Source organism: Streptomyces millisiae, from assembly GCF_031845425.1.
In the GTDB taxonomy this organism is placed as follows: Bacteria; Actinomycetota; Actinomycetes; order Streptomycetales; family Streptomycetaceae; genus Streptomyces; species Streptomyces millisiae.
This window is the reverse complement of record NZ_JAVREM010000007.1, coordinates 97,304-109,461: the sequence shown is the minus strand read 5'-3', so window position 1 is coordinate 109,461 and position 12,158 is coordinate 97,304. Positions and strand designations below refer to the sequence as shown.

10 protein-coding genes are annotated in these 12,158 nt (G+C 73.5%); 3 read left to right on the top strand and 7 right to left on the bottom strand.

Annotation, left to right across the window (positions count from 1 at the left end):
* Nucleotides 1–21: 21 nt before the first annotated feature.
* Nucleotides 22–468: an Rrf2 family transcriptional regulator gene (locus tag RNC47_RS09695; RefSeq protein WP_311597379.1), complete on the bottom strand. Its 447-nt coding sequence runs from the start codon at nucleotides 466–468 to the stop codon at nucleotides 22–24.
* A 104-nt stretch (nucleotides 469–572) separates the two neighbouring features.
* Complete coding sequence (locus RNC47_RS09690; RefSeq protein WP_311597377.1) at nucleotides 573–1,406, bottom strand: helix-turn-helix domain-containing protein; 834 nt, start codon at nucleotides 1,404–1,406, stop codon at nucleotides 573–575.
* A 56-nt stretch (nucleotides 1,407–1,462) separates the two neighbouring features.
* On the opposite strand from RNC47_RS09690, the gene RNC47_RS09685 reads away from it, so the two are divergent.
* The gene (locus RNC47_RS09685) at nucleotides 1,463–2,278 is read left to right on the top strand and encodes a phytanoyl-CoA dioxygenase family protein (protein WP_311597375.1); all 816 of its coding nucleotides are present in this window, start codon (nucleotides 1,463–1,465) and stop codon (nucleotides 2,276–2,278) included.
* Between the two features lie 20 nt (nucleotides 2,279–2,298).
* On the opposite strand, the gene RNC47_RS09680 is transcribed toward RNC47_RS09685, so the two are convergent.
* The 5 genes from RNC47_RS09680 to RNC47_RS09660 form a co-directional block, all read right to left on the bottom strand.
* On the bottom strand, nucleotides 2,299–3,126 hold the full coding sequence (locus RNC47_RS09680) for a carbohydrate ABC transporter permease (RefSeq protein ID WP_311597373.1): 828 nt from the start codon (nucleotides 3,124–3,126) through the stop codon (nucleotides 2,299–2,301).
* Nucleotides 3,123–4,067, bottom strand: a complete 945-nt coding sequence (locus tag RNC47_RS09675) for a carbohydrate ABC transporter permease (RefSeq protein ID WP_311597371.1) — start codon at nucleotides 4,065–4,067, stop codon at nucleotides 3,123–3,125. Before RNC47_RS09675 ends, RNC47_RS09680 begins: the two co-directional genes overlap by 4 nt.
* A 3-nt stretch (nucleotides 4,068–4,070) precedes the next feature.
* A complete protein-coding gene (locus tag RNC47_RS09670; protein WP_311597370.1) occupies nucleotides 4,071–5,354 on the bottom strand; it encodes an ABC transporter substrate-binding protein in 1,284 nt (427 codons plus the stop codon).
* Nucleotides 5,355–5,427: 73 nt separating this feature from the next.
* Entirely contained in the window at nucleotides 5,428–6,216 is a 789-nt protein-coding gene (locus RNC47_RS09665; RefSeq protein ID WP_311597369.1) for a DeoR/GlpR family DNA-binding transcription regulator, read from the bottom strand.
* 174 nt (nucleotides 6,217–6,390) lie between these two features.
* On the bottom strand, nucleotides 6,391–6,813 hold the full coding sequence (locus RNC47_RS09660; RefSeq protein WP_311597367.1) for a VOC family protein: 423 nt from the start codon (nucleotides 6,811–6,813) through the stop codon (nucleotides 6,391–6,393).
* Between the two features lie 170 nt (nucleotides 6,814–6,983).
* On the opposite strand from RNC47_RS09660, the gene RNC47_RS09655 reads away from it, so the two are divergent.
* Both RNC47_RS09655 and RNC47_RS09650 read left to right on the top strand, forming a co-directional pair.
* Nucleotides 6,984–8,999: a hypothetical protein gene (locus RNC47_RS09655; RefSeq protein WP_311597365.1), complete on the top strand. Its 2,016-nt coding sequence runs from the start codon at nucleotides 6,984–6,986 to the stop codon at nucleotides 8,997–8,999.
* A gap of 143 nt (nucleotides 9,000–9,142) precedes the next feature.
* Nucleotides 9,143–12,154: an AfsR/SARP family transcriptional regulator gene (locus RNC47_RS09650; RefSeq protein WP_311597363.1), complete on the top strand. Its 3,012-nt coding sequence runs from the start codon at nucleotides 9,143–9,145 to the stop codon at nucleotides 12,152–12,154.
* Nucleotides 12,155–12,158: the final 4 nt, after the last annotated feature.

Genomic DNA, 12,158 nt, shown 5'->3' with positions numbered 1-12,158 from the left:
CCGCCTCCGTCGTCGCTACTGTCAGTCGCCCCGGCGCGCGGCCTCGCGCTCGATGTCGAGCACCCGCCCGGCCAGTCGGGCGATCGTCGTCCGGCCGAGCCGCTCCTCCATGGCCCGCTCCGCCGCTTCGAACTCGACGTCGAGCAGGTGTTGCATGTTGCGCCCCACCTCGCACGCCTCGCTCGGCGGATGCGGATGCCGGGACAGCACCGGGCCCGCCTCCACGGCGGCGTACGCGTCGTACAGCGTGATCTCCCGCGCGGGGCGGGCCAGTTGCCAGCCCCCGTGGCGCCCCTCGATGGACCGGACCAGGCCCGCGTCCCGCAGGTTGCCCAGGATCCGCCGCACCAGGACCGGGTTGCTCGCCAGGCTGTCCGCGATCTCACCGGAGGTCAGCGTGCGGTCCCGCCAGCGCGCCAACATCGTGAGCGCGTGGATCGCCACCGCGCTCCTGCTGCTGACGCTCACCACGACCCCTTCCCGGCGGCGCACCGCCGACCGAACTGCAACCAAGCTAGTGTCAGTTCACCTCGCGCGTCAATCCACTCGGAACGCCGGCCGAACGCGCCGCGTCAGCGGCGCTGTCGGTAGGCCGTGGGGCTCAGGCCGGTGAACCGCCGGAAGCGCTGGGAGAAGTACAGCGGATCGCGCCACCCCAGCTCGCGCGCGATGGCGGCCACCGGGCGGTTGGTCAGGTCGAGGAGCTGCTTCGCGAGGGTCATCCGCTGCCGCTCCACATAGCGCTGCGGGCTGGTGCCCAGGTGCTCCACGAAGAGGCGGGTCAGCCGGGACGGCGACAGGTGCACGCTCGCCGCCAGCCGGTCGACGGTCAACGGCTCGGCCAGATGGGCGTCCACATGGTCGATGACCCGCAGCAGCCGCTCGTCCATGCGGGCGGTCAGCGGGTTCTGCGTGTCGCACCAGAGCAGCGCCTCCTCCAGCGCGTTCATCGCGAACGCGGTGGCCTGCCGCAGCGTGCCCGCGCCGACATGGGCGGCGCGGGTCAGCGTGGCGGCGACGCGCCGGTGCACCTCGCCGCCGGTGCGGATCCGGCCGACGCCGGCGACCGGCTGGGGCCAGTCGAGCAGCGGCAGCCAGGCGCGCCGGGGGTGGAAGTGCGAGAAGACGATCTCCCAGCAGGTCTCGTCGGGCGCCGTCCGGTAGTCGTGGAGCACGCCGGGGCGCAGCAGGACCGCGTCGCCGACCGCCGTGCGCAGGCTCCCGTCCACCCCGGTCAACTGCCCGGCGCCGGCGAGGGTGTGGATCAGCAGCCAGTCGGTCGTCCCGCGGCTGCGGAAGGTGGCGTACTCGGGCCCCTCGCGCAGTCGGCCGCCCTCCAGCTGGTCGATCACCGGGCTGCGTGACTCGGCACGCGGTCGTTGGCCGTGCACAGCAGAATCTTCCATGGGTGCGCCGCGTTCTGCCATACCCGTGGCGCGGGCCCCGCCGCAGAATCGCTGGTATGCCAACCATCGTGCGTGAGCCCGGAACCGGGCTCGCCGACGAGTACGCGCGCACCGGCGTGGTCCTGGAACGCGCGCTCCTGCAGTCGGCCGAGATCGAGGAAATCCGCGACGTCTTCATGGCACAGGTCGAGCGGGACCGGTCCATGGGACACGACGACCATGTGCCCGAGGACGACGTGCTGGCCCGCTACCCGCGCTTCGTCCATCCGCACCGGCACGTCGACCGGCCGGCGGGGCGGCTCGCCAGGCGCTGGATGCTCGACCACCGGATCCTGTCGCGGGTGGCGGAGCTGATCGGCCCGCCGCTCGGCGCCCAGTCGATGTTCTACTTCAAGCCGCCCACCGCCCGGGGCCAGGCGCTGCACCAGGACAACCTGTTCCTGCGGGCCCACCCCGAGACCTGTCTCGCCGCGTGGATCGCGGTGGACGACTGCGACGCGGCCAACGGCGCGCTCCGGGTGGCGCCCGGATCACACCGGTACGAGCTGGAGTGCCCCAAGGAGGCCGACCGCTCGGAGTCCTTCACCACCCAGGGGCTCGAACTGCCCCCGGGGATGGCGGAGGTCCAGACCGAGATGCGCGCCGGCGACGTGCTCTTCTTCCACGGCAGCCTGGTCCACGGCTCGGGACCGAACCGCACGACCGACCGGTTCCGGCGCTCGCTGATCTTCCACTACGTGCCGCGGTCGAGCACCGAGATAGCGCGCTTCTACAACCCGCTGCTCACGCCGGAGGGGGACGAGGTCACCGTGACCGAGGCGGCCGACGGCGGCAGCTGCGGCGAGGGCTGGCAGGAGGCGGCGGCCCCCTAGCCGCCGCCCCACTCACCTCCTCATCCCTTCATGCCGCTGGCGAAGCCCCTGATTACATACCGCTGGAGGAACAGGAAGGCGGCGATGATCGGGAGGGACGCCAGCACGAGGCCGGCGAAGACCAGACCGTAGTCGGAGACGTACTGGCCGACGAAGGCGAAGACCCGCACCGGCACCGTCTCCCGCGCCGACCCGCCCAGGTACAGCAGCGGGGTGAAGAAGTCGTTCCAGACGAACACGGCGTTGAGGATCAGCACGGTGCCGGTGATCGGTCGCAGCAGCGGGAACACCACCCGGGTGAAGGCCTGGAGGTGGGTGGCGCCGTCGATCAGCGCGGCGTGGGCGTACTCCGCCGGCAGCGCCCGGATGAACCCGGTGTAGAGGAAGACCGTGAACGGCAGTTGGATGCCGGTGTAGAAGAGGATCATCCCCTGGTAGCTGCCCAACAGGCCCATCGAGTCGAAGAACGTGAACAGCGGGATCATGCCGAGTTGGAACGGCAGCACGATGCCGAGCAGGAACAGCACGTACAGCCGGTAGCCGAGACGGGACGCGCAGCGGGCCAGGAAGTAGGCCGCGAACGAGCCGGTCGCGATGAGCGCCACCAGGCTGAGCACCGTGATGAGCGTGCTGTTCAGCAGCGCCTCGCCGAGCGCCGCCTGCGACCAGGCGCGGGAGAAGTTGTCGAACGTCGGCTCGGTCGGCGGCGCCAACGGCTCGGCGGCGATGGCCCGTTCGTCCTTCAGCGACAGGGCGATCAGCGCGTACACCGGGAAGAGGAACGCCAGGGCGACGGCGACCATCACGATCTCCAGCAGGAAGGTGCGGAACCCGTAGCGGAACCTCACGCGTTCACCTCCCGGCCGCGCAGGTAGTGGATCTGCACCAGCGAGACCGCCGCCACGAACAGCGCGAGTACCAGCGCGATCGCCGTGCTGTAGCCGTAGTTACCGAAGACGAACGCCTCCTTGAAGAGCACCGTGGACAGCGTCTCGCTGGCGTGGCCCGGGCCGCCGCTGGTCGCCGCGTAGACCTGGTCGAAGAGCTTCAGGCCGCCGATGGTCGACAGCATGACGTTGATGGTGAGCGCGGGCGCCAGCAGCGGCCAGGTGACGTACCGGAAGCGTTGGAACCGACCGGCGCCGTCGATCATCGCGGCCTCGTGCAGCTCGTCGGGCACCCCCGCGAGACCGGCCAGGAAGATGACCATCGAGTAGCCGGCGAACTGCCAGACCACCATCCCGGCCACCGACCACAGGGCCAACGACGGGTCGCCCAGCCAGTCCTGCCGCAGGCCGCCGAGGCCGAGCGCGCCGAGGACCCCGTTGAGGCCGGCGTCCGGCGCAGGGTTGTAGACGTACTTCCACAGCACCGCCACCATGACCGGGCTGACCACGGCGGGCGCGAAGAAGACCACCCGCAGCACGCCGCGCGACCTGATGCGGGTGTGCACCCCGAGCGCGAGCAGCAGGCCGATGCCGTTCTGCACGACGACGACCGCGACGGTCAGCGCCAGCGTGTTGCCCAGCGCGCCGCGGGCCGCGTCGTCCCGGAACAGCTCCCGGAAGTTGGCGAGCCCGGTGAACGAGCGGTCGCCGATGCCGCTCCAGTCGGTGAAGGCGTAGACCATGCCGCTGAGGCTCGGGTACAGCACCACCAGGGCGTACACCAGCAGGGCCGGCGCGGCGAACCACCACGGCGGGGTCAGGAAGCCGCCCCGCCGTGGCGACCCGCCGAACGCCCGCCCTCCCCGCCGGGTGGTCGGATGCGCGGAGAACGTCGTGGGCATGGCCTACTCCTGCCGGTAGGTCTCGTCCAGCCGGTTCAGCGCCTCGGCGACCGTGATCCGGTCGCCGAGCAGCTCCTGCACCACCGCGAAGTGGGCTGGCTGGACCTCGGCGTTGGGCCACGCCTGGTCCATGAAGGGGACCGCGCGGTCGCCGTCCAGGAACGGCAGGAACGGCTCGAGCACCGGGTCGACGCGGGACTCGGCGTCGCGCACCAGCGGCACGCAGGCGATCGCCTCGGCCCAGGCGTTGATGTTGCGCTGCTCGCCGAGGAACTCGACGAACTCCAGGGCCGCCGCCTGGTTGCGGCTGCCCGCGCTGACGCCGAGCCCGACCACGACGCCGGCCGGGATCCACACGTCGTCGGCGGCGTCCGCGCCGGGCACCGGGAACATCGACAGGTCGTCGGGGTTGGCGGCGGCGGCGCGGAAGTCCGGCAGCACCGCCGAGACCTGGACGGCCATCGCGGCGTCGCCGGTGGCCACCATGGCGGTCTGCTGCTCGAACGTCGTGCCGTTGGGGTTGTCGTTGAAGAACCCCCGGTCGCGCAGCTCCAGGTACATCTCGAAGGCGTCGGCCCAGCCGGAGTCGGCGAAGCTCGCCGAGCCGTCCCGCAGCTGGCTGTCGAAGTCCGGGTTCCCGGCGTACACGGTGGACGGCACCAGGGCGTAGCTGATGAGCTGGGTGACCCACTGGGTCTGCGCGCCCAGCGCGATCGGCACCCGCCCGGTGGCCTTGACCGCCTCGCAGACCTGGATGAACTCGCCCCAGGTGGTGGGCGGTTCGACGCCGGCCTCCTGGAAGACGCTCCGGTTGTAGATCGCGCCGATCACGCTGGCGCCGGCCGAGTAGAGGTAGGTCCTGCCGTCGAGTTGGAAGGCCGGCTTGAAGTTGTCGGGGATGTTCCGGGTCCACGCCTGCTCGCTCAGGTCGGCGAGCAGCCCGGCCTCGGCGATCTGCGCCATGCTCATCGCGCTGCCGTTGCCCGGGTAGACCACGTGCACGTCCGGCGCGTTGCCGGCGCCCAACTGGGTGCGCAGCGAGGTCTGCACCTGGTCGGTCGGGGAGTACGAGGTCTCGAACTCGGCGGCGCCGTACTCCGCGGTGAGCAGGTCGAGCGGTGCCTGCTGGTCGGAGACGCCGACGAGCCGCAGCGATCCTGAGCCGCCGGACGACCCGCCGCCGCAGCCGGTCAGCGCCGCGGGCAGCGCGGTCACGGCGGCGGCGCCGCCCGCCAGCCGCAGGAAACGGCGGCGGTCGAAGGGGATGCTCGGTATCGACGCTCTCATAAATTCCTCCTTGAATTCACGAACTCACGCCACGCTCTGCCCGCCCCGGCCCCGGCCCGTGGGGCGACGCCGCTCAGGTCGCCGCCACCTCGTAGGGGACGTTCCGCTCGTCCAGGTCACGCAACGCCCGTGGATCCGCGCCGTCGTCGACGATGACGCGGTCGAACGCCGTCAGCGGCGCGACCCGGTGCAGCGCGACCCGGCCCAGCTTCGAGTGGTCCAGGAGCAGCACGTTGCGGGCCGCGGCCCGGAGCATGACCCGCTTGACCGACACGATGTGCTGCTCCTGGTGGTAGGCGAACCCCTCGGACACCGCGGAGGTGGACACGAAGCACAGGTCGACGTTGAGCGCCTCGATCGCGTCCACGCACGAGACCCCGAGGAAGGAGTCGTGCAGCGGGTCGTGGTCGCCGCCCAGCGCCATCAGCCGGATGTCGCGCTCGCCGGCGAGCAGGTTGATGATCCGGAGGAAGTTGGTGACGACGGTCAGCGGCGTGATCCCGGCGAGCCGGCGGGCCAACGCGAGCGCCGAGGTCGAGTCGTCGAGCAGGACGGCCATGCCCGGCTCGATCAGTTCGACCGCGCGCTCGGCGATGGCGTCCTTGGCGGGCCCCATCGACTTCAACCGGTAGGCGACGTTGCTCTCGAACACCCCGGACGGCTGGGCGGTGACGCCACCGCGGTGCTTGCGCACGATCCCCCGGCGCTCCAACTCGTCGAGGTCACGGTGGATCGTCATGAGGCTGACGTCGAACCGCCCGGCGAGCTCGGCGGCGGCGACGGAGCCCGCGGAGAGAACGACGTCGGCGATGTCCTGCCGACGCTGCTCGGGGCCGCGCCGACCACTTCTGTCCATAGTCATGGTCCGAATCCTCGCTGCCGAGGGAAGGCGGCAGAAAGCTATAACAGGCCAGCTGTGTTGTTAACACTCAGGACAGAACTTCTCCGCGCCGGTCACAGCGATACGAGCCCCCGGGCGGGGGCGGAGGCCCGGCGCACGGGGGCCGAACGTAACGAAATCGCTTGTAACTTCACATCACGATGCGTTGGGGAAGGCCAGGTCCAGGACCCAGGTGACGCCGAAGGGGTCCCTGAGCATGCCGTACAGCGGCGCCCACGGCGCGGGCTCCAACGGGCGCACGACGGTGGAGCCGACGGTCAACTTTCCCCACAGCTCGGCGATCTCGGCCGGGTCGTCGCCGCGCACGGAGACGAACACGGTGTTCTCGCCGGGGTGGTACGGCAGGCGCGAGGGCACGTCGTAGGCCATGACGTGGAAGCCGTTGTCGCCGACCACCTCGCCCCACATCACCCACTCCGCCTCGTCCTGGTGCTGGACGTTCCCGGCGTCCCGCTGGGTGACGGCGACGGCGCGCCCGCCGAAGACGGAGTGGTAGAAGTCGAGCGCCGCGCGGGCGTCGCCGCGGAAGTTCAGGTGGGTCGTCGTCGCGATGGACATGGTGGCTCCTGGCTTTCGATCACCGTCCGGCCCCGGTTGGTGCCGGTGACCGCAGACTTCCAGCGGTGGCGGACAGGTTGTGTCCGCCACCGCTACCGCCACCGCCACCGCCCGCCGGCCCCGGGGCTAGGCTGTGTTCGCACACGGAAAGCGGCCCGCAGGGAGGCGCGGTGGCCGGGACGGTCGACTTCACGCGCGAGGACGTCGAGGCGGCGCTCGGCCGCTCGCCATGGCGGCGGCGCGAGTCGTTCGTCGACGAGATCGACCCGGAGAGCATGGCGGACACCGCGGCGACATACGCGCGGGCCGCGGCCGAGGCCGGGGAGGCGGGCGAGCTGGCGGAGGCCGCCACCCGGGCGGGCGAGGACGCGGCCCGGCTGGACGGCGAGGCCGTGGTCGACGGCGCCGAGCGGATCGACGCCACCGCGCGCGGGCTCCAGGGCAACGGCGCCGACCTGGACCGGGTGACCGGCCTGCTGGTCCGCGCGATGAACCGAGCCCTGGACGCGGTCGACGAGGTGAACGCGCTGGTTGTGGGGCCGACCGGGCTCGACGCCTACTTCACCGAGCAACTGGAGGGCGCGCGCCGGGAGTTCGCCGAGACTCCCCCGCTGGAGGCCGGCGCGTTCGGCGACGACGCGTTGCCGGCCCCCGGCGCGGGCGGCGCGCTGTCCCGGCCCGCGCTGATCAGGCTGCGGCATCTGACGGCGGTCGTCGACCGGGCCGGGGAGACGGCCCGGGAGATGGGCGAGGCCATCACCCAGTACCGGCGCCGGCTGGCGGAGTACGGCGCCGAACTCGGCGACCTGGACTACGACGTGACCGACGGACCGCTCGGGCTCTGGACCACCTCCGGCATGGCCGGATTCGCCGCCGACGAGGTCTCCCGCGAACTGGCCTCCGGCTCGCCCGACCCCGCGGCGCTGCGCCGCCACACCGAGACGTTGGCGGCCATCGGGCTCCAGCTGTACGACCCGCTCACCGGCCGGCCGCTGTCGGGCGCCCGGCTCGACGCCGGTCAACTCGCCTACCTGGAGGGCTTCTACGCCCGCCTCGACGCCCGCGAACTCGCCGCACTCGGTGCCCTGGCCGGCGGGCCGCTCGCGCTCGACCCGGCGCGCGGCGCCCCGTTGGCGGACGCCCTGGCGCGCGTCGCCGACGGCATCGTCATGCTGACCGACCCGGCGGTGGGCGGCGGCCGGGACCGCCTGCCCGCCGGGGCCCTGGCGTTCCTCGGCGTCAACGACGATCCCGAGCTGCCGCCCCGGGACACCGGCGGCCTGGGGCGGGAGCGGTTCGAGGACTTCGGCCGGCTGATGGACGCCGCCACCCACCCGCCCGCCGCCGACCTGGACCGCGAACTGCGCACCCAGCGCACCGTGGTGGCGCTCTGGGCCTCGCACGAGGCCGGCGACGCCGGCGTCGAGGTGCGGGCGGAGCGCGAGGCGGCGCTGCGGAGCGCCTTCGCCGAGATGGACCCCGGCGCGCGGGCCTCGTTCTGGTCGGCGCACCGCGCGGCCCTGACGGACGCCGGCCTGCTGTCGGCCCCGCCTGACCGCCGCTACGACGAGGGCGCGGGAGCGTACGACGTGGCCGAACCCCTGGTCCGCGACTACGCGTTGCAGACCGAGCTGGAGGCCGGCGGCACGGTGGCGGAGGCCCTCGGCTACGAGGACGCGGCCGGGCTGCTCGACCACTACCTGGACGGCTCGGGCAGCCCGCTCGACGTGGACGTCGACAGCATGCTCCAGGACTCGGCCGTGGTCGGCCGGGCGGTCGACACGGCGGTCTCGGCGAAGCGGGAGGAGTGGGCGCGGGAGGCGACGGAGGCGTTCCGGGAGAGCGGTGGCCGGCCCGTCGCCTTCCCGGTGCGCACCGGCACCCGGGGGTTCGAGTTCGACGACGCCGACTGGCGCCTGGCGATGGGCCACGCCGAGCTGGACGTCGCCGGCGTGGTCACCGTGGAGCCGGGGCCGACCGGCCGCCCGGAGGCCCGCCTCGACTACCAGGTCAACGTGTGGGACCGCTACAACTGGGACGACGGCAAGGTCGCCAAGATCGGCTGGCTGACGTTCGACAACGCCGACATCGGCCGGCTGCACTCCACCGGACTCGCCCAGGACTACGACGTGCGCGGCCGCAGCACGGTACGGCGGACCCCGCTGTCCGTGGACGCCCACGAGTAGCCCCACGGCCGCCAGCCCCACGGCCGCCCCGCGCGCTTTGCTCTCGCCATTCCGCTCTGGGAGCATGCGACTCGTGACACCCCGTCAGCCGCCACTCCGGCCGGCGGGTGCGCGGGGGGAGGGCGCGGGACGTGGAGTTCCAGGTGCTTGGCGATGTGGCGATCCGGCGGGACGGGCGGGCGGAGGCGCTCGGCGGGCGGCTGGAACGCACCCTGCTCGCCGTGTTGTTGGCGCGCGCCGGACGGCCGGTGGCGACGGACGTGCTCACCGACGCGCTCTGGGGCGACCGGCCGGATCCCCGTAGCGGGCAGCGGCTCCAGCTCCAGGTGCACCGACTGCGCCGCAAGCTCGGGGAGTCGGACCGGCTCACGCTGGGGCCCGCCGGCTACCGGCTGCGGGTGGAGTCGGGCGAGCTGGACGCGGAGCGGTTCGAGTCGTCGGTCGAGCGGGCTGTTGGGATCGCCGCCCGCCGGGACCCGCGGGGCGCGGCCGCGGCGCTGCGCGCGGCGCTGGAGTTATGGCGCGGGGCGCCGTTCACCGGGGTCGACCTCCCGCTCCTCGACGACTGGGTACATCGACTCGTCGAGCGCCGCCTCGTCGCCCTGGAGACGCTGTACGAGGCGGAGTTGGCCCGCGGCCGGCACACCGAGGTGGTGGCGGAGCTGATCCAGCGGGTGCGTGAACACCCGCTGCACGAACGGTTCCACGCGCTGCTGATGACGGCACTGGCCAGGGCCGGGCGCCAGGTGGACGCGCTCGCGGCCTACCGCGCGGCCCGGGAGACGCTGGTGCGGGAGCTGGGCGTCGAGCCGGGGGAAGAACTGCGGGCGCTGGAGCGCCGGGTGCTCGACGGCGAGTCGCTGGGGCCCGGCGGGACGGCGGGCCCGGGCGGCCGGCGGGGGGACGCCGGGCGCGCGGAGGTCCCCGCGCAGCTCCCGCTCGACGTGCGGACCTTCGTGGGGCGCGGCGCCGAACTGGCCGAGCTCGACGGCCTGCTGGCGTCGGCGCCGGCCGCCGTCGCGGCGCTGTCCGGGACCGCGGGCGTCGGCAAGACGGCGCTCGCGGTGCGCTGGGCCCATCGCGCCAGGGAACGGTTCCCCGACGGCCAGCTCTACGTCGACCTGCGCGGCTACGGACCCGACCGGCCGGTCGCGCCGCAGGACGCGCTGGCCGGGCTCCTGCGGTCACTCGGCCTGGAGGGCGCGGCGCTGCCCCAGGGGCTCGACGAGCGCGCCGCCCGCTTCCGCACCCTGCTCGCCGGGCGCCGGATCCTGCTCGTGTTGGACAACGCCCACGCCGTCGAACAGGTGCGGCCGCTGCTGCCCGGCGCCCCGGCGTGCTTCACGCTCGTCACCTCCCGCGACACGCTGGCCGGTCTCGTCGCCCGGGACGGGGCCCACCGGGTCCGCGTCGACCGGCTCCCCGCGGCGGACGCCCGCCGCCTGCTGCGGGAGCTGCTCGGCACCCGCGTCGAGGCGGAACCGGAGGCGGCCGAGGCGCTGGTCCACCAGTGCGTCCGGCTGCCGCTGGCGCTGCGGATCGTCGCCGAGCTGATCAGGTCACGGCCCGCCCTCGGCCTCACCGCGCTGACCGGCGAACTCGCCGAGCGGCAGGGCGCCCTGGACCTGCTGGACATCGAGGGCGACCCACACACCGCGGTGCGTTCCGTGTTCTCCTGGTCCTACCAGCGGCTCGACCCCGCCGCGGCCCGGGTGTTCCGGCTCCTCGGCCTGCACCCCGGGCGCGACACCGACGCGCACGCCGTGGCGGTGCTGGCCGGGCTGGGCCTCCGGGAGACCCGCCGGTGCCTGGACGTGCTGCTGCGCGCCCACCTGGTGGACCAGACCGGCGACGGCCGGCACCGGCGGCACGACCTGTTGCGCGACTACGCCGCCGAGCTCGCCGAGTCCACCGACCCCGCCGCCGAGCGCGCCGCGGCGCTCGACCGGCTGCGCGGCCACTACCTGTACACGGCCTCAGCCGCCATGGACGTCTTCGCGCCGCACGACTACGCGCACCGGCCGAAGGCGCCGCCGCCCGCCGGGCCGCTCCTGACGTTCGCCGGTCACGAGGACGCCCGGCGCTGGCTGGACGCGGAACGGGCCAACCTGCTGGAGGTCACCCGGCACGCCGATCCGACCTTCGTCACCAGCCTGTCGGAGACGGTGCACCTGTACCTGCGCGTGGGCGGCTACTTCGACGAGGCGATCACCCTGCACACCCGGGCGCTCCGGGCGGCCCGGGCAGTCGGCGACGAGTTCGCGGAGGCGAACGCGCGGCGCGTGCTCGGCACGATGATGAACCTGTGGGGCGCCGACCCCGACGCGGTGGTCGGCCACTTCCAGCGGGCACTCGCCGTCTACGAGCGGGCCGGCGACCGGTCGCTCCAGGCCTCGGTGCTCAACGGCCTCGCGGGGGTTCGGCTGCGCAGGGGGGAACTGCCGGCGGCCATGCGGGAGTTCGAACGCGCGCTGGAGCTGAACGGCGCGGCGGGCAACTGGCGGGTCCGCTGCGCGCTCCTGGTCAACATGGGGCGTACGCTGCGCACCCTCGGCCGGCTCGACGAGGCGAGGCACCGCCTGGAGAGCGTGCTCGAACTCTGTGCCTCCCACGGCGACAAGGCGGTCGAGGCCAACACGCACTGTGTCCTCGCCGACGTGCACACGCGGCTCGGGGCCGAGGCGGCGGCGTTCGACCACGCCCGGCGCGGCCTGGCCCTCGCCCGCGAGTCCGGCTACCGGCAGATCGAGGCCCTGTGCCTGGGCAAGTTGGGCACCCTCCACCGGAACCGCGGCGAACTCGCCCGGGCGCTCGACCTGCACGGCGAGGCGCTCGACCTGGCCCGCGCGGTGGCCGAGTCGGAGCTGATGGTCGAGGCCATGAACACGCTGGCCGGCACCCACGCGGCGGCGGGCGAGCCGGCCCGGGCGTTACGCCTGCACGAGGAGGCGCTGGCCCTCGCCGTCGAGGTCGGCGAACGCGTGGCGCAGGCCCACTCGCACGCGGGGATCGGCGATATGCGGGCCCGGCTCGGGGACCACGCCACGGCCCGCGCCCACTGGCGGCGGGCGCTCGCCGGCTACGAGGCCGGGTCCCTGCCGCTGGCCGCCGAACTGCGGGCCAGGCTCGACGCCCAGGACCCACCGCGGGCGTGACGGG